Origin of the sequence: Marinobacterium aestuarii, from assembly GCF_001651805.1 — a bacterium.
GTDB lineage: Bacteria > Pseudomonadota > Gammaproteobacteria > Pseudomonadales > Balneatricaceae > Marinobacterium_A > Marinobacterium_A aestuarii.
Genome location: NZ_CP015839.1, coordinates 3,262,742 through 3,280,244, shown reverse-complemented (window position 1 = coordinate 3,280,244; position 17,503 = coordinate 3,262,742). Strand labels below are relative to the sequence as shown.

Below are 17,503 nucleotides of genomic sequence, written 5' to 3'. Positions count from 1 at the left end.
ATTTAATTAAATAACAAGTATCTGGTGGGTGTTTGTTACGTTTTTTTGTTAATTTTTATGTTTTGTTCGTAAATTATTGCCCGGATCTGTCGGTTTCACATCCGGGCAGGGATTCGCCGGGGCAAGGATGCTACTGCATCAGTATGGCCGCGATACCAAGGCCTGCAAATAGCACGCAGGCGCCGCGCCGGGCCCAGACCAGCGGCAGGCGCTGCATCAGCCAGGCGCCGGCGTACACCACAGGTACATTGGCCAGCATCATGCCCAGGGTCGTGCCGATGATGACCCAGAGGGTGGCATCGTCAAAACGTGCCGCCAGTATGACGGTGGCTATCTGGGTCTTGTCGCCAATTTCGGCAATAAAGAACAGCACGCAGGTGGCGATAAAGGCGCCGAAGCGCAGCACGCCGGCATTTTCGTCGTCTTCCTTGTCAGGGATCAGTACCCAGAGGCCGACGGCGATAAAACTCAGCCCAATGATCCAGGGCAGCCAGGTGGCGGGAATCCAGTGGGCAACCCAGACGCCGAGCCAGGCGGAGAGGGCGTGATTGAGCAGGGTCGCGAGCAAAATACCGGCAATGATGGCGTTGCGCTGAACAAAGCGCGAGGCGAGAAAAAGCGACAGGAGCTGGGTTTTGTCACCGATCTCGGCGATGGCAACGGCAGAGGCAGAGGCTAGCAGGGCTTCCATGGGCATGTTCCTGGGCGGGCTTGAATTGAAAATACCAAGACACAGCAAGCCGGCCCGCCAGGAGCAGCTTGTCGTGTCTCAGGTCTCATCAATCCCGCAGGACGTGACTGCCATGGGCATGGGGCCCAAGTATGTTGACAGCCACTCTGGTCGGCGCGGCCGACCGGAAGATTACTCCCCCAAGAGCGGGGTGGATATTAAGGCAAGCGCTTGAGCGGTGCAACGCCGGATGTCATTTTGTTGCCAATTCCCTGGCCGTTGTCGCTTGAATGGCCGCGTCTGTGTCCTGCACTGGCTACACTAGGTATATCGGCAGGCAAGGGGATGGCAATGGCGAAGATTACCTACATCGAACCGGGTGGACAGCGTCAGGAGCTGGTTGTACCCGATGGCTGGAGCGTGATGGAGGGTGCGATAGACAAGGGCATCGAAGGCATAGTTGCCCAGTGCGGCGGAGGATGCAGCTGCGCAACCTGCCATGTCTATGTGGTGTCCGGTGCGGTGGATGAGCCTGACGAGGCGGAACTCGAAATGCTCGAACTCGTGGCCGCGGAGCGCAAGCCCAACAGCCGCCTAAGTTGTCAACTCGAAGTAGGGCCGCGGCTGGATGGGCTGGTGGTGCAGATACCGGATACGCAGTATTGATCCTGGGGATTGAAATGAGTTGGTGGTTGAAGTGAAAGGCGCCGTGGTTCTTAGTTGTCGCTGCGGCTCTTATAACTGAAGGACGAAAGGAGACATGAATCATGCTGCCTGATATCAAGCAAATTCTGTATGCGTCGGACCTGGGCGAAAACTCGGTGCCGGCACTGCGCATGGCGGTGAAGCTGGCCATTGAGCATGGTGCCACTATCACTTTTTTACATGTGGTGGAGGTGCTGAGCCCGTCAACCGAGGCGCTGATCGACACCCACTTTGAGCCCGAGGTGCTGGCGCAGTTGCGCAAAACCGGCATTGAAGATCTCAGAAACAAGATGACCGAGCGGGTGGAGCGCTTCTGGGTTGATGAGTTGCCCGCGGGTAAGGCCGAGGTGCTCAGCAAACCCCTGGTGCTGATCGAAAAGGGCAATGTCGAAGAGAAAATTCTCGCAACGGCCCGGCAGATGGATGTCGACATGATTGTCATGGGCACGCGCACCCATTCGGCGCTGGCGAAGATGTTTATGGGGTCCAGCGCCCAGCGCGTGATGCAGCACAGTGATCGCCCGGTACTGATTGTGCCCCTGCCGGCAGACTAGGCCGTTTTACAGTGGAATCCCCCGGGGGGACGGCGTATGCTGGCGCCCCCCGTCTTTTAACGCCTCCGGAACGCCGATGCTCAGCTATCGTCACGCTTATCATGCCGGCAATTATGCCGATGTCCTGAAACACCTGGTGCTTGCCCGCACACTTGAATACATGACCTCCAAGGACACGCCGCTGCTGTATCTGGATACCCACGCCGGTGCCGGTAGTTATCACCTGGGCGCTGCCATGGCCAAAAAGACCGCGGAGTTTAAAGAGGGTATAGGGCGTCTTTGGGGGCAGCCTTTGCCCGATGCCCTGACGCCGCTGATGGCGGTGCTGCGCCAGATCAACCCCAAGGGAGATCTGGAGCATTATCCCGGCTCGCCTCAGGTGGCGGCGAAGTTGCTGCGCAAGCAGGACGCGTTACGTCTGTTTGAACTGCACCCCAGCGACTATCGCCTGCTGAGCGAGCGTTTTGCAACGGATCGCCGGGTACGGGTCGAGCGCAGCGATGGCTTTGTCAGCCTCAAGGCGCTGTTGCCACCGCCCTCCAAGCGCGCGCTGGTATTGATAGATCCGCCCTACGAGAACAAGGGGGATTACCGGCAGGTGCTTAAGGTCGTGCTCGAAGGCTACAAGCGCTTCCCGATCGGCACTTACCTGATCTGGTATCCGGTGGTGGTGCGGGCGCGCATCGACGACATGGTACGGGGCTTCAAAAGCGCCGGTGTGCGTAATTTGTGGCAGGCGGAGCTGGGTCTGGGGCCTGATACCGAGGATTTCGGCATGACATCCAGCGGCCTCTTTATGATCAACCCGCCCTGGACATTGCCGGGCGAGCTCAAGGATGCGCTGCCGCTGTTGCAGAGCCTGATTGCGCCCGAACAGGGTCGCTGGGAGTTGAAGCAGCTGGTGGGCGAATAGCCCACCGTGCTGCGGTGTTGCTTCAGCTGTTGGTTTTGGTGACGAACGGCTGGGGCAGTTGGAATTCGGTGGGCTGGCGGCGCATCGGGCAGATAAAGTTGAGCCGGTGCGCGACCAGTAGCAGACCCTCGCGGTTCTTGTTGCCCTCGCCGTAACGCGGATCCCCCATCACCGGGTGGCCGATATGGGCCAGGTGGCGGCGAATCTGGTGGGTACGGCCATGTTCGATGCGAATCTCCAGTACGCTGGTGTTGCGCTCGGCGTCATATTCCAGCCGGGTGAAGTGGGTGATGGCGGCCTTGTCGTCCAGCGCCAGATCCACAGTTCCCTCCAGCGGTGCTTCTCCCAGCACAACGGCCTGGTAACCCTTCTCTACAGCGCCATCCTGAAACAGTTTCGACAGTATGGCCGCCATCTTTTTATTGTGGGCCAGCAATATCAGGCCGCGGGTTTCGCGATCCAGCCGGTGTACCGTGTAAATCTCCCGCTTGTAGCCATAGGCCAGCTCCGCCATGCGCGGCAGCGCCATATGATCGCCATAGCGCGTACCCTGTGACATCACGCCGGCGGTCTTGTACCAGAGGGTATAGCCCATGCGGTCTTCGATGGGGCTAAGCTGGGGGGGCTTGAGATCCAGCAGGGCTTCGTCGTAATAGAGTTCGATCCGGTCGCCGGCCTTGAGTGGGTTATTGGCGCGGCGCAGGCGACGCTCGTGGGTGCCGCGTATCAGCCAGACGGCGCCCTTGTTCATGGCATCCTTTAAGCGCTTCTTCGGCAGGCCGGTAGCCTCTGTCAGGTATTCCAGTGCGTTGTCGACGGCCGTCGGCAGGGTGCGTTTCAGTTCCATGGGATCTGTCTCTGTAATGATTGGGGCAAGTATACAGATCTTGCGCCACCGGTGCCTGACTCAGAGCCTTCCGGTCTGTACTGCGATCAGCAGGAACTCGTGATTACCGTCGCCACCGGTAATGGGGCTGGGCATATAGTGCTGCACGCCAAGGCCCAGGGCTTCGCACAGTGCTCGAATGTCCGCTTCGACCTTGGCGTAAAGGCGTTGATCACGCACTATGCCGCCCTTGCCTATGCCGCCGGGACCCACTTCAAACTGCGGCTTTACCAAACTGATCAGACGGCCAGCGTCGCGGATCAGCGGTGCCAGGGCCGGCAGTATCTTGGTCTGGGAAATAAAGGACACATCCATCACCGCCAGATCAAAGCCTGCGCCATCACGGCTCAGCGGCAGCAGTTGTTCTGCGTTCAGCGCTCTGGCGTTAATGCCCTCCAGGCAGGTGACGCGGGGGTCGGCCCGCAGGCGTGCATCAAGCTGATCGTGCCCGACTTCGATACCCACCACGGCTGCGGCGCCATGCTGCAGCAGGCAGTCGGTAAAGCCGCCGGTCGACTGGCCGACATCGATGGCGACCAGTCCGGTCGGGTCCAGCTGCAGTTGCTCCAGCGCGCCCAGCAGCTTGAGAGCGCCACGGGAGACGAAGCGATCCTGCGGGTCGGGGCTGACGCGCAGCTCTATGTCGGCGCCGAGCTTCAGGCCCGGCTTGGTCACCGCTTGCCACTCATGGTTGAGCTGAACCTGCACCCGGCCGTCCCTGATCAGGCGCTGGGCGTGGGTGCGAGAACTGGCCTGCGCCCGTGCCACCAGAATCATGTCGATACGCTGCATGGATGTGGGGTGCTCCGCCATTTTTAAGAAGGGCGCCATTATAGGCAGTGGGCGGGATTGCGAAAAGCCAGCAGGTGCTGGCGGCGGCGGTTTTTTACCTGTCGGGCGCGCAATGTGGGGCGGTGGCGATGCCTTGAAGCCCGATTGCGGCTGAAAATTCCCGGGCTCTTAGGCTACACTGCTGAAAACCTTCAGGAATATGATCGATGAAAGGATTGCTACCGTTTCTGTTGCTGGCGGGTGCCTGGGGGCTGTCGTCACAGACGTTGGCGGCCAGTGAGCAGGCCATCCGCGATTGTCAGGCCAGCAGCATGAATCCGCTGGTCGTCAGTGCCTGCATCAAGAAGCTGACGTCCAAGGCGGGACGACTTAAGGATATTCAGTGCCGCAAGGATCTTGAGTGCTGGGGCAAGCAAAACGAAGCCCGTGCCCAGCGCAACTGTGCGCCGGGTTTCAGTCGTGCCGCGCAGTGGGATGCCAACTGGTGGAAGCTGTGGGATGAGCAGGAGATGACCCATGTACGCTGGCGTTCGCGCGGTGAAGGCACGCTGGAGTATTACGTCGACAGCGGTGGCATGCGGCTTATTTGTGGCTTCGATCCCGAGTTGCCGCAACGGGTTCAGGTGCAATATGGCCCTGCGGTGGGTAATCAGGGGTTGAAGCTTTAGCAGCCAATAGGGCTTAACGCTGATCTACTGCGGAAAAGCCGATTGTGGTCATTTTTCGCGCTCTTTTTCGTTAAATAGAACCACTATTCGCCTCAAAAGAGCTCAAAAACTGCCTCAAAACGGACATTCCCTCGCTACGATCGGTCAAGTCCGACAGGCTGCTGGGCAGTCTGTTAGCCTGAGCAGGCAGCGGATCTGGACGCGGATATAACAGTGTATAACTAAAAAAGGACCGGCAATTGCCGGTCCTTTTTTGTGTCTTGCTGCTTCAGTCGCGTGTTTTTACGCCGGATCAGAGATCCTTGTTTTCGGCGAAAAACTCGCGAGTCACCTGGAATACCACCGGGCTCAACAGCAGCAGGGCAATCAGGTTGGGGATCGCCATAAAGGCGTTGAGGGTATCGGCCAGCAGCCAGATGAAATCCAGGTGCAGTACCGCACCGGCAGGCACCGCCAGAATCCACAGCACCCGGTAGGGGGCGATGGACTTGACGCCAAAGATATATTCAACGCAGCGCTCGCCGTAGAAAGACCAGCCAATGATGGTGGTAAAGGCAAAGATCGCCAGTGCAACCGCCACCAGGTAGTTGCCAAGCCCCGGCAGTGCCTGGGCAAAGGCCATGGAGGTGAGGGCAGCACCGGACTCGCCGCTGGTCCATACCCCGGAGGTAATGATAACCAGGCCTGTGATCGAGCAGATCAGGATGGTATCAATAAAGGTACCCAGCATGGCGACCAGACCCTGGCGTACCGGGCTCTTGTTCTGCGCAGCGGCGTGGGCGATAGGGGCTGAACCCAGGCCCGCTTCGTTGGAGAAGATACCGCGAGCAACACCAAAGCGGATAGCCGCCCAGACAGCCGCGCCGGCAAAGCCACCTTCAGCGGCAACCGGTGAGAAGGCATGGGTGAAGATCAGATCAAACGCGTGGGGGATCTGCTCGGCATTGATAAACAGTACCACCAGGCCCGCCACTATGTAGGACACCGCCATCACGGGTACCAGGGCGCCTGCGACATGGCCGATACGACGAATACCGCCGATCAGCACCGCACCGACCAGTACCATCACGATCAGGCCGGTCACCCAGGTGGGGGTGCCGAAGTTGGATTCCATAACACTGGCAATCGAGTTGGACTGCACGGTGTTGCCGATACCAAAGCCTGCGATAGCACCGAAGATGGCGAAGGCCATGCCCAGCCAGGCCCATTTGCTGCCAAGACCGTTCTTGATGTAGTACATGGGGCCACCGACGTGGTTGCCTTCTTCGTCTACTTCACGGTATTTGACGGCCAGTACGGCTTCTGCGTACTTGGTGGCCATGCCGACCAGGGCGGTGATCCACATCCAGAACAGGGCGCCTGGGCCGCCGAGAAAGACGGCGGTGGCGACACCGGCGATATTACCGGTACCCACGGTTGCCGACAGTGCGGTCATCAGGGCCTGGAAGGGAGAAATTTCGCCGGAATTTTCGTCGCCGCTGGCAGCCTTGCGGCCCCGCCACAACAGTTTGAAGCCGGTTCCCAGCTTCAGTATCGGCATCAGACGCAGTCCCAGGGACAGGAACAGACCGACACCCAGTATCAGAACCAGCATCAGCGGGCCCCATACAATACTGTTAATCTCTCCGATGATGGACGTGAGCATTTCCATTAGAGGTAAGCCTCCTCGTTGTTATTGTTATCACCCGCCCCCGGATAGAGGTGCGGCATGATGTGAAGTCACCCGGCGATCAGCGTGAGGGTGACTGCAGTACGGTTCGACGCGACGCGTGCGGAGCACTGTGTGTTGCCGGCTGTTTGTTTCGTGTAGGAAACAGATTCTATTTTAATCAGTTAATGTTTCATTAGAAGCTATTTTTCCTCTTTCGAGGAATTTTTTATATTCTTCGTCGGGCACCAGGCGCCCACCGGTGGTCCAGATCAGCTGTGTTGCTTGCGCAAGGCGAGATTCCAGACCGCGGGCGCCAAGGTAGTCGGCGCCTTGGCTCAGCAGTCTGGCGGGCCCCTGAATGCCGGCGGCGGCAGAGGGCTCTATGGCAATCTGCTCGGTGCTCTGCAGTCGGTACAGGTCTTGATAGAGGCTCTCGTCCGTCACGGTGTAGACGCCGGCCAGCAAAGTGCGAATGCGCGTACAGACCCATTCGGAGGCAAGGCCCACCGCCAGGCCATCGGCGTCGGTCTGGCAGCTCAGGCCTATATCATAGACCGATGGAATGCTTGGGTCCTGCACGCCCAGCAACACGCAGGGTGCCTCGGCGGGTTCGGCAAAGAAGCAATGTACCGCGTTACCGAAGACCTGTTTCAGACCAAAGCAGATGCCGCCGGGTGCGCCACCCACGCCGCAGGGAATATAGGCCATGAGCGGGTGCTCTGCATCGACGGGGATGCCGGCTCTGGCCAGCTGGTCCCGCAGGCGCAGTGCCGCCACGGCATAGCCGTAGAAGAGCCTGGGTGAGTTTTCATCATCGACAAAGTAGCCACGGGGGTTGGCTTCGGTGTCGGCGCGCCCTGCGGCCACGGCTGCGCTGTAGTCGCTGCTGTGCTCGATGACGCGCACGCCAAAGTTGCGCAGGCGCTGTTTCTTCCACTCCTTGGCATCGCTGGACATGTGCACACAGGTATCAAAACCCAGGGCTGCGCCTATGACGCCGATACTGAGCCCCAGGTTGCCGGTACTGGCCACGCCCAGCAGATGCTGCGCAAAGAGCGCCCGGGCTTCGGGGCTTGCCAGTTTGAGGTAGTCATCGTCGATGCTGTGCAGAATACCGGCGTCAAGCGCCAGGGACTCGGCATGGCAGAGTACTTCATGGAAGCCGCCTCTGGCCTTTACGGAGCCTGCCACCGGCAGATCATGGTCGGCCTTGAGCAGCAGCCTGCCCGGTAGCGCAAGCGCCTGTTGCAGCGCGGGTACCGCCAGCAGGGGGGATTCGATCAGGCCATTATCCGCCGCAAGTTCCGGGAACAGCTGCGCCAGCAGCGGGGCGCAGCGTTGCAGGCGCGCAGCGGCGGCTTCTATTTCCTCCAGCTCAGGGTGTGGGGCGTCGTGCGCACAGGCCGGGTTTAGCCAGAATAATGGTTTGCCAAGGGAGAGCCTGTGGGCGATGGAGCTAGCGTCTTGTATTGGCACCATTATTCCTTTGTCACTGGCTGTATCGAGGCGCGCATTCTGGCGTCAGCCTATAGCAACCGCAAGCAATGAATATTCAATGCGCTTATAGGCAAACTAAAGCAAGTTTAGCGTCAATCTGCCGTTTTGGGGCTACGCAAAGCCGCCGGGCTCTGCTTTACTGTTGTCCTGACTGACGCTGGTGCCGGAGACAACGATGATTAATGCCCAGATACTCGCTGCGCTTCGAACCTTCGAGGTGGCGTCCCGCACCCTCAGTTTTACCCGTGCCGCCGAGCAGCTGCATGTCACCACCGGGGCCGTCAGTCAGCAGATCAAGCATCTTGAGGCGCAGCTTGGGTTCAAGCTGTTCGAGCGTTTGCCGCGGGGGCTGAATCTTACCGGCGAAGGCAAGCAGCTGTTTGTGGTGGTGCATAAAAGTCTGCAGGATCTGGATGGCTGTGTGCAGCGTTTGCAACGCCAGATGCTGGAAGGGCAGATACGCTTTCGGTCAACACCCTCCTTGCTGTTCAAGTGGCTGGTGCCGCGGCTGCACCTGTTTCAGGCCGGCTATCCCGATATTCGGGTTGAAACCTTCGCTGAGGAATCCCTGCTGCGCACCGAGCCGAGGGATTTCGATCTGGCTATTGACTACAGCTTCGGCGAGTATCGAGAGCTGGTGGCGACACCGCTGCTGGCGGAAACCCTGTTTCCGGTGGCCAGCCCTGACTATGTCGCCGCGCGTGACTGGAAGGACCCTGCCAGCTGGCGGGATCTGACCCTGCTGCACGATTCCATGGCCTGGCATGAGGCGCGCCGTGACGCGGAGTGGCGTTATTATCTCGACAAGGCGGGACTGGAGGCGGTCGACAGTGACCGTGGGCATTACTTTAACCGCGCGGATCTCGCCATGGAGGCCGCCGCCGCAGGTCTTGGGGTGGCACTGGCTCGCGGCCGGCTGATTGATCAGGATCTGAATCGCGGCCGGCTGGTATCGCTGTTGCCGGCGTTGCCGTCCTGTTGTTCCTATTACCTGATTCACAGACCCGGGGCGCTGGACAATGCCCGCATCCGGGTGTTCTTTGACTGGTTGCGCCAGTTGCCGGACGTGAGTATCTGATAGCTAACCTAAGGTAGCTATTCTCCACAGCTTCGCTGCGGAAGTCGGAATTCGCTACGCTCATTACTAATCTACGGGGTGTTGTTTGTAGCCTTAAGTGAGCGAAGCGAATGCCGGGAGATGAGCCCTGGACGAATTTCGAGGTGGCTTCTGTCTTGTGTTTTCTTGTCCCTTGTCCCTTGCCCCCAGGCCCGAACCCTTGGGGTCGCTGCGGTGCTGATGCGTCTGAGCCTGTCGATGAATAGACCCTTTCTCATTAATAGGTGCGGGGCTTGTTGATATCTATGGGCAGCGCCAGGGATTCCTTGACCTCTTCCATCACTATATAGCTCTTCGAGTTCTTCACCCCCGGCAGTGTCAGCAGCATCTCGCCGAGCAGTTCGCGGTATTCGGTCATGTCGCGGATGCGCGCCTTGAGCAGATAATCCGAGTCGCCGGAGACCAGATGGCATTCCATGATATAGGGCAGCTGGGCCACGGCCTTGTTGAAGCTGTCGAATGCATCCGGAGACTGGTAGGACAGGGCGATCTCGACGAATACGAGCATGCTGTAGCCCAGTGCCGCCGGATTGACCCGCGCGTAGTACCCCTCGATATAGCCGTCTTTCTCCAGCCGCTTTACCCGCTCCATGCAGGGGGTGGTGGAGAGTCCGACCCGGTCCGCCAGCTCGGTATAGGAAATGCGACCTTCGAACTGCAGGGTGCGCAGAATATTCATGTCTATGCGGTCAAGTTTGCGCTTTTTTTGACCACCGCTGAAGGTTTCCATAATTATTTCCGGTGTTTGTATTTATAGGCAGATTATTATCCGTAAAAATCGCAAAAACGCAAAAAAATTCTGAGAGTGATCCCCTATACTGCAATACATATTCTTGCAGTAGATCAAAAAATAACCAGAGGGTAGCCAAATGCACGTAGTCGTTCTCGGTAGTGGTGTTGTCGGCGTTACCAGCGCCTGGTATCTCGCCAATGCAGGTCATGAAGTGACGGTGATTGACCGCCAGTCCGCGGCGGCCATGGAAACCAGCTTTGGCAACGCAGGCCAGGTATCACCGGGTTATTCGTCACCCTGGGCGGCCCCTGGCGTACCCTTCAAGGCCGTCAAGTGGCTGATGCAGGATCTGTCGCCCTTGATGATCAAGCCGACGCTGGACTACCAGTTTTACGAGTGGATGAGCAAGATGCTCGCCAACTGCACCGAAGGCAAATATCAGGTCAACAAGGGGCGCATGGTGCGCATCGCCGAGTATAGCCGCGACTGCCTCAAGACCCTGCGCGAGACTATCGATATCGACTACGAACACCGTACCGGCGGTACGCTGCAGGTCTTCCGTACCCAGAAACAGGTGGACGGTGCCAGCAAGGACATAGACGTGCTGCGCGAGCTGGGTGTGCCCTTCGCTGTGCTGGACCGTCAGGGGTGCGTCAGCAAGGAGCCCGCGCTGCAGTACGTGCAGGACAAAATTGTTGGCGGCCTGCAGCTGCCCGGCGATGAAACCGGTGACTGCTTCAAGTTCACCCAGGCGCTGGCGGCACGCTGCGAAGCCATGGGCGTGAAGTTCCTGTACAACACCCAGATCGATGGCCTGATCATGGAGAAGGGCGACGTTGCGGGTGTGAAAACCGGTGCTGGCGTGATCAAGGCTGATCGCTATCTGGTCTGCATGGGCAGCTACAGCCCCATGCTGCTCAAGCAAATCGATATGCGCGCGCCTATCTATCCGGTGAAGGGCTACTCCCTGACGCTGCCGATCATTGATGAAAGCCGCGCACCTGTGTCCACGGTAATGGATGAAACCTACAAGGTGGCGGTAACGCGCTTCAACGACCGTATCCGTGTTGGTGGCAGTGCCGAGCTGGCCGGTTACGACCTGACGATGCCGGAGAAACGCCGCGCCAACGTCAACTTCGTGGTGTCCGATCTGTTCGGCGGTGGCGGCGATATGGAGCGGGCTGAATTCTGGACCGGCCTGCGGCCGATGACGCCGGATGGCACGCCGATTCTGGGTGCGACCCGCTACCCGAGCCTGTACCTCAATACCGGTCACGGCACCCTGGGCTGGACCATGTCGCTCGGCTCGGCCAAGTTTGTTTCTGACCTGATGAGCGGTAACAAGACCGATATCGATCCTGTGGGCCTGGGTATCGATCGTTACCCCTTCGCCTACGCCGGCTGATCCTGCTGTGCGACGTTGCAGCCCTGGCTGCAACGTCGCCGCAGTTCCTTTTGACGTGCACGGCAGCGCTGACTTTTGCTGTCGAATGAAGGACACTTAGGCCTGCAGTTTCGGACTCCTCCGCCACGACTGCAATCCTAAGTGGCCCGCTGATGCTCTGCGTATCAGTGCCACTGAGTAATAGCGTTTACACATCAGTACCTCTAATCAGTACCTAAGGAAGCGACATGGCTAACCGTAGCATTATCAACACCGAGAAAGCCCCTGCAGCAATCGGCACTTACTCCCAGGCTGTCAAGGTGGGTAACACCGTGTACATCTCCGGCCAGATTCCGCTGGACCCTGCCACCATGGAAGTGGTGAACGACTCTTTTGAAGCCCAGGCCGTACGCGTATTTGAAAACCTGAAGGCTATCGCCGAAGAAGCCGGTGGATCCCTGGATCATTGCGTCAAGCTCACCATCCTGCTGTCTGATCTGGCCAACTTTGCCCAGGTGAACGAAGTGATGTCCCGCTATTTCTCCGAGCCGTACCCAGCCCGCGCTGCTTATGCAGTCAAGCAGCTGCCCAAGGCTGTGGATATTGAAGTTGAAGCCATCATGGTAACCGGCGAGTAAATCCCGCTCCCCGTCCGGGCTCGGCTGCTGGCTGGCCCGGATTGTTCGCAGCTTAATCGGCATTCGGAGGAATGAGTATGAGTCGTGCAGCCAAGGCCAGTATCGATCTGGCCGCCATCCGTCACAATTATCGCCTGGCCCGTTCACTGGCTCCCAATGCCCGTGCGGCGGCTATCATCAAGGCCAATGCCTATGGTCATGGCGCTGTAAGGGTAGCCAGGGCGCTGGCCGCCGAGGCGGATGCTTTCGGTGTGGCCTGTATTGAAGAGGCGGTGGAGCTGCGTGACGCCGGTATCGAACAGCCGATCATACTGCTTGAGGGTTTCTTCGAAGCCAGTGAACTGGATTATATTGCGCGCAACGGTCTCTGGATTGCAGTGCACAGTGAACATCAGATCGATGCGCTGGAAGCCGCCGAGCTGCCAGCGCCGGTGAATGTCTGGCTGAAGATGGATTCGGGCATGCATCGTCTGGGTATCCCGCCGCGTGACTTTCACGCCGCCTACACCCGCTTGCGTGCCTTGCCGCAGGTGGCGGAAATCACCCTGATGAGTCATTTCGCCTGCGCCGATGATCTGACCCAGGACACTACTGAGCGTCAGATTGCGGTTTTTGATCAGGCAGTGGAGGGCATTGATGCGCCCCACAGTCTGGCCAACTCGCCGGCCACCCTGGCCTGGCCCCAGGCGCGCCGCGACTGGCTGCGCCCGGGGCTGATGCTCTGGGGGGCGACGCCCTTTGAGGTGGCGCAGGAAGAGGCCGCCAAGCTGCAACCGGCCATGACCCTGAGCACCGAGATTATCGCCATTCATGATCTGGAAGTGGGTGATGCGGTGGGATATGGTGCCAGCTTTATCTGTCAGCGGCCGAGCCGTATTGCCACTATTGCCATGGGGTACGGTGATGGTTATCCGCGTCATGCCATCAGTGGTACGCCAGTGGTGGTTAAGGGGCAGCGCACCGTGACCGCCGGGCGAGTGTCCATGGATATGATGACCATCGATATTACCGACATTGCCGATGCCAAAATTGGCGATAGGGTGGAACTCTGGGGGCCGCAGCTGCCGGTATCGGAAGTGGCGCAGTTCTGCAACACCATCCCTTATACCTTGCTGACCTGTCTGACCCGCCGAGTGACGCTGGAATATCACAACGCCTGACAGGCGGTGGGTGTCGGGCAGGGCCTTAAGCGCTGCCCATGAAAAAGCCCGCGACCGGGTTGCCGGTCGCGGGCTTTTTTGTGTGGCTTTGGCATTTGCTTTAGAAGTTGTTGCCTCTGACGCTAACGCTGCTGCCTGAGCTCGCGTGATGCGCGCTGTCTCTTGGAGCTTGGATCTCGTCAGCCGCTTATCTGCACCCCGGCAACCGCTACAGTGCTGAGCGGCTGCCGGGGCCCAGGAGTGTTACTTCTGCGGCGGACGGCGGTTCGGAGCAGCGCCTTCGCGAGGCTTGCTGCTACGGCTGCGGTTGGGAGCACCCTTGTTAGGGCCGCCTGGGCGACGTGCGCCGCGTGAGGGAGCGCCACGATCAGCAGCGTCTGGCGTTTCGCCGGCCGCATGAATGTTCAGGCGCTGTCCACACACGAAGGCTTTCTTCAGAACCTGCATAACCTTGGCGGGCATGCCGGCCGGAAGGTCAACGGTGCTGTAGTCGTCGAACAGATCGATCTGGCCGATCAGGTTGGCAGCCATGTTGGCTTCGTTGGCGATGGCGCCAACGATGTTTTTCGGCATAACGCCGTGGCTGCGGCCAACCATGACCACAAAGCGCTGCATTTCGATCTCGGGATGATCCTTCAGCGGGCGGGCTGTCGGATTAACATTGATCGGTCCACGGCGCTCGCGCGGCTGCTCGTCCTTGTATTCACGTGGCTGCGGGATTTCACGCTCGTCCAGCAGCAGGGGTGTTTCACCCTGGGCCATCAGGGCGAGGGCAGCGGCGATCTGCAGCGGATCGGTGTCGTGCTCTTTCTGGTAGTCGGTCAGCAGGTCCAGATAAGTGGACATTTCACCGTTATCCAGGGTGTCACTGATGCGCTGCATGAAACGCTCAACACGTTTTTCGTTGATCACGCCAACGCTCGGCAGTTCGATACGTTCCAGCGGCTGGCGGGTGGCCTTTTCGATGGCGTAGAGCATGCGAGTTTCACGCGGTGCCACGAACAGGATCGCTTCGCCCTTGCGTCCGGCACGGCCGGTGCGGCCGATACGGTGCACATAGGATTCGGTATCGTAGGGGATGTCGTAGTTCAGCACGTGGCTGATACGTTCAACGTCCAAGCCGCGGGCAACAACGTCGGTACCCACGAGGATATCGATCTTGCCGCCTTTGAGGCGTTCGACAATGCGCTCGCGCTGCTGCTGTGAAATATCGCCATTAAGGGCTTCAGCAGCATGGCCGCGGGCGGACAGTTTGCTGGCCAGCTCTTCGGTGGCCGACTTGGTGCGCACAAAGATCAGCATGGCCTCGAAAGATTCGATTTCGAGGATGCGGGTCAGGGCTTCCATCTTGTGATGGCTGCTGACGCGCAGGTATTTCTGCGTGATGGTCGGTGCGGTCGACGTCTTGCTGACAATCCGGACTTCTTCAGGATTGTTCAGGTATTTCTGTGCAACGCGCTTGATCTGCGGCGGCATGGTAGCCGAGAACAGAGCAATCTGGCGGGTCTTGGGCGTGTGCTCAAGGATCCATTCGACATCGTCGATGAAACCCATGCGCAGCATTTCGTCGGCCTCATCCAGCACCATGGCGCTGAGTGTGTCGAGTTTGAGTGAGCCGCGACGCAAATGGTCCATAACACGGCCCGGTGTGCCAACGATCACCTGAGCGCCACGCTTGAGCTGGCGCAGCTGGGTATCATAGGCCTGGCCGCCGTAGATCGGCAGGACATGGAAATCCGGGATGTGCTTGGCGTACGTCTGGCAAGCTTCAGCAACCTGGATTGCGAGCTCGCGCGTAGGCGCCAGCACCAGCATTTGGGGTTCGCGACGTGTAGTGTCCAAACGGGACAGAAGCGGCAGTGCGAAGGCAGCGGTTTTACCAGTGCCAGTCTGTGCCATGCCCAGCAGATCTCTGCCGGCGAGCAAGAACGGAATACTAGCCGCCTGAATCGGAGATGGAGTTTCGTAACCGACATCGGTCAGTGCTTTGAGCACCGGTTCGGACAGACCGAGAGAGGTAAAGGAGAGCTGTTCACCAGCATCTGACATGGATTGAAGTACCTGTGAAACTGAGACCCGGTGCGCGGGGCACAGAATCTGGATGGGGGAAAAGGTCGCGTATTATACAAAAAATCGTATTACAAGTCTATCGTTGTGCTCGCGGCGCCCGCAAATACAGGACGCTGCGGTTGTGGGTGCGTATAATACCGCGCTGGGTTGCACCGTCGGGCCGGTTTCAGGTCCGATAACAGGAGAAACAGATGGCCAATAGTACCAAGCAGAACCCGCAGCAGGGTACAGGCGAGAGCACAGGGTCCGGCTTGTCGGAGTCCATCAGCCCCGGGGAGCCCGGTGGCGATCTGTTGCTGCGTACCCTGGCCATGCCCGCCGACACCAACACCAATGGCGATATCTTTGGCGGCTGGATCATGTCCCAGATGGATATTGCCGGCGGTATTCTGGCACAGCAGATTGCAGCGGGCCCCGTTGTCACAGTAGCGGTGGATTCGATGAAGTTTATCCGTCCGGTGCAGGTGGGGGATGTGGTCTGTTGTTACGGTGCCGTGAAGCAGCAGGGCAACACCTCGGTTGCACTGCATCTGGAGGTCTGGGTGCGCCCGCGTCTGAGTCGCGAGAAGGGCAGTCGACCACACTTCAGGGTAACGGAAGCTGTCTTTACCTATGTGGCGATCGACGAGGGCGGTGTCAAACGCCCTATCCCCCGCGACTGATCGTGCGGGTACTGCTGTTATCGGCCTACGATGCGGCCAGTCATCAGCACTGGTATCGCCAGTTGATAGGCGGTATGCCGCACTGGGACTGGACCTTGCTGACGCTTGCGCCACGCTACTTTTCCTGGCGCATTCGTGGCAACAGTCTGAGCTGGGCCTTTAACGAGCGTGAAACGCTGCAGCGCCCCTATGATCTGGTGCTGGCCACCTCCATGACCGATCTGTCGGCACTGCGCGGCCTGGTGCCGGCCCTGAGCCGGGTGCCGACCCTGGTGTATTTTCACGAAAACCAGTTTGCCTATCCCGAGTCCGAGCGCGCCTTCAAGGCGGTTGAGCCCAAGATTCTCAATATCTACACGGCGCTGGCGGCTGAGCGGGTGCTGTTCAATTCCGCCTATAACCGTGACACCTTTCTGGCCGGCGCAGCTGCCTTGCTGAAAAAACTGCCGGATCAGGTGCCGCCCGGCATAGTGTCGTTGCTGCGTGAGCGCTCGGCGGTGCTGCCGGTTCCACTGGCGGACAGCTGTTTTGAGCCCAGAGGCGCGGGTGAGGGTTTCGATGTGCGCTGGAGCGCGTCTGTTGCAGGTGGTGGTCCTGATGCAGGGGGCGCTTTGCCGCGGCCGGTGCGTCTGCTGTGGTCGGCACGCTGGGAATACGACAAGGGGCCGCGCCGTCTGCTGGCCATTTTGCAGGCACTGGAAGCGCGACAGCTCGACTACCGGCTCTGTCTGCTGGGGCAGAGCTTTCGCCATACGCCGGCGGAATTTGCCGAGATCGGTGCCCGCTTTGGGCATCGGCTGGTGCAGTTCGGCTTTGCCGAGACGCGGGCCGAGTATCAGGCCTGGTTGCGCTCGGCGGATCTGGTGCTGTCCACGGCCGAGCACGAGTTCCAGGGGCTGGCGGTGCTTGAGGCTCTGGCGGCGGGTTGCCTGCCGGTATTGCCAGATCGGCTGGTGTATCCCGAACTCGTGCCCCCGTCCGGTCTTTATGCCAGTGTTGCTGATGATCTGGCCGCTGAGGCGGGCCATGCGGTCGACCTGATCGAACGTCAGGCCCGCATAGCTGCGAGTGCTGCTGGGAGTGCAGCCGCCAGTATGCGGATGAGTCCAGTGGTTGCTCCATTGCAGTTGTCGCTGCAACGCTTTGGCTGGCGTCAGCTGCAGCCGGCCTATGAAGCCGAAATGCTCGCACTGGCGCATACTGGCGTCTGAGCCGCCTCCCGGCGGCTTTTGTCATTCTTGCGCGCAGAGCGCAGAGCGCAGAGAGAGGAGAGAGCTTTCTCTGTGATCCTTGTTGTCGGAGTCTGGTGCGGCCCCGCCCATGGCCTATGCTGATAGGCATCCTTCAATCACTGCGGTTTTGGTTCCGAGGGTCTTTTGGCCTGGCGTCGAAGGGAAGCTGAA

At 59.4% G+C, this 17,503-nt stretch carries 17 protein-coding genes; 10 read left to right on the top strand and 7 right to left on the bottom strand.

What is annotated here, in order from left to right:
* Positions 1-130: 130 nt before the first annotated feature.
* Entirely contained in the window at positions 131-691 is a 561-nt protein-coding gene (locus A8C75_RS14340; protein ID WP_067383715.1) for a TMEM165/GDT1 family protein, read from the bottom strand.
* A 330-nt stretch (positions 692-1,021) separates the two neighbouring features.
* On the opposite strand from A8C75_RS14340, the gene A8C75_RS14330 reads away from it, so the two are divergent.
* The 3 genes from A8C75_RS14330 to A8C75_RS14320 all read left to right on the top strand — a co-directional run bounded on the left by A8C75_RS14330 (position 1,022) and on the right by A8C75_RS14320 (position 2,842).
* A complete protein-coding gene (locus A8C75_RS14330; RefSeq protein ID WP_067387342.1) occupies positions 1,022-1,336 on the top strand; it encodes a 2Fe-2S iron-sulfur cluster-binding protein in 315 nt (104 codons plus the stop codon).
* A 101-nt stretch (positions 1,337-1,437) separates the two neighbouring features.
* Positions 1,438-1,929, top strand: a complete 492-nt coding sequence (locus tag A8C75_RS14325) for a universal stress protein (protein WP_067383712.1) — start codon at positions 1,438-1,440, stop codon at positions 1,927-1,929.
* 76 nt (positions 1,930-2,005) lie between these two features.
* A complete protein-coding gene (locus A8C75_RS14320; protein ID WP_067383710.1) occupies positions 2,006-2,842 on the top strand; it encodes a 23S rRNA (adenine(2030)-N(6))-methyltransferase RlmJ in 837 nt (278 codons plus the stop codon).
* Positions 2,843-2,864: 22 nt separating this feature from the next.
* On the opposite strand, the gene A8C75_RS14315 is transcribed toward A8C75_RS14320, so the two are convergent.
* Positions 2,865-3,689, bottom strand: coding sequence for an RluA family pseudouridine synthase (locus A8C75_RS14315; protein WP_067383696.1), 825 nt, complete (start codon positions 3,687-3,689; stop codon positions 2,865-2,867).
* Between the two features lie 60 nt (positions 3,690-3,749).
* The gene (locus tag A8C75_RS14310) at positions 3,750-4,520 is read right to left on the bottom strand and encodes a TlyA family RNA methyltransferase (protein WP_067383694.1); all 771 of its coding nucleotides are present in this window, start codon (positions 4,518-4,520) and stop codon (positions 3,750-3,752) included.
* A gap of 206 nt (positions 4,521-4,726) precedes the next feature.
* On the opposite strand from A8C75_RS14310, the gene A8C75_RS14305 reads away from it, so the two are divergent.
* Positions 4,727-5,188 carry a hypothetical protein gene (locus tag A8C75_RS14305; RefSeq protein WP_067383691.1) on the top strand — a complete coding sequence of 154 codons (462 nt, stop codon included), beginning with the start codon at positions 4,727-4,729 and terminating at the stop codon, positions 5,186-5,188.
* 292 nt (positions 5,189-5,480) lie between these two features.
* On the opposite strand, the gene A8C75_RS14300 is transcribed toward A8C75_RS14305, so the two are convergent.
* Both A8C75_RS14300 and A8C75_RS14295 read right to left on the bottom strand, forming a co-directional pair.
* Complete coding sequence (locus A8C75_RS14300; RefSeq protein ID WP_067383688.1) at positions 5,481-6,839, bottom strand: alanine/glycine:cation symporter family protein; 1,359 nt, start codon at positions 6,837-6,839, stop codon at positions 5,481-5,483.
* A gap of 174 nt (positions 6,840-7,013) precedes the next feature.
* Entirely contained in the window at positions 7,014-8,318 is a 1,305-nt protein-coding gene (locus A8C75_RS14295) for a D-serine ammonia-lyase (RefSeq protein ID WP_067383684.1), read from the bottom strand.
* 193 nt (positions 8,319-8,511) lie between these two features.
* Between A8C75_RS14295 and A8C75_RS14290 the strand changes: the two genes are divergently transcribed.
* Positions 8,512-9,414 (top strand): LysR substrate-binding domain-containing protein, encoded by a 903-nt coding sequence (locus A8C75_RS14290; RefSeq protein WP_067383681.1) that lies wholly within the window; start codon positions 8,512-8,514, stop codon positions 9,412-9,414.
* Between the two features lie 256 nt (positions 9,415-9,670).
* Here A8C75_RS14290 and A8C75_RS14285 read toward each other — a convergent pair whose 3' ends face one another.
* The gene (locus A8C75_RS14285) at positions 9,671-10,183 is read right to left on the bottom strand and encodes an Lrp/AsnC ligand binding domain-containing protein (RefSeq protein ID WP_067383672.1); all 513 of its coding nucleotides are present in this window, start codon (positions 10,181-10,183) and stop codon (positions 9,671-9,673) included.
* A gap of 139 nt (positions 10,184-10,322) precedes the next feature.
* Between A8C75_RS14285 and A8C75_RS14280 the strand changes: the two genes are divergently transcribed.
* The 3 genes from A8C75_RS14280 to alr all read left to right on the top strand — a co-directional run bounded on the left by A8C75_RS14280 (position 10,323) and on the right by alr (position 13,368).
* Positions 10,323-11,591 carry a D-amino acid dehydrogenase gene (locus A8C75_RS14280; RefSeq protein WP_067383670.1) on the top strand — a complete coding sequence of 423 codons (1,269 nt, stop codon included), beginning with the start codon at positions 10,323-10,325 and terminating at the stop codon, positions 11,589-11,591.
* Positions 11,592-11,818: 227 nt separating this feature from the next.
* A complete protein-coding gene (locus tag A8C75_RS14275) occupies positions 11,819-12,208 on the top strand; it encodes a RidA family protein (protein ID WP_067296332.1) in 390 nt (129 codons plus the stop codon).
* Positions 12,209-12,285: 77 nt separating this feature from the next.
* On the top strand, positions 12,286-13,368 hold the full coding sequence (gene alr, locus A8C75_RS14270) for an alanine racemase (RefSeq protein WP_067383668.1): 1,083 nt from the start codon (positions 12,286-12,288) through the stop codon (positions 13,366-13,368).
* A gap of 243 nt (positions 13,369-13,611) precedes the next feature.
* Here alr and A8C75_RS14265 read toward each other — a convergent pair whose 3' ends face one another.
* Entirely contained in the window at positions 13,612-15,417 is a 1,806-nt protein-coding gene (locus A8C75_RS14265; protein ID WP_067383664.1) for a DEAD/DEAH box helicase, read from the bottom strand.
* 212 nt (positions 15,418-15,629) lie between these two features.
* Between A8C75_RS14265 and yciA the strand changes: the two genes are divergently transcribed.
* Both yciA and A8C75_RS14255 read left to right on the top strand, forming a co-directional pair.
* Positions 15,630-16,100, top strand: coding sequence for an acyl-CoA thioester hydrolase YciA (yciA, locus tag A8C75_RS14260; protein WP_084784081.1), 471 nt, complete (start codon positions 15,630-15,632; stop codon positions 16,098-16,100).
* A gap of 2 nt (positions 16,101-16,102) precedes the next feature.
* The gene (locus A8C75_RS14255; protein ID WP_067383656.1) at positions 16,103-17,311 is read left to right on the top strand and encodes a tRNA-queuosine alpha-mannosyltransferase domain-containing protein; all 1,209 of its coding nucleotides are present in this window, start codon (positions 16,103-16,105) and stop codon (positions 17,309-17,311) included.
* The last annotated feature ends 192 nt before the right edge of the window (positions 17,312-17,503 follow it).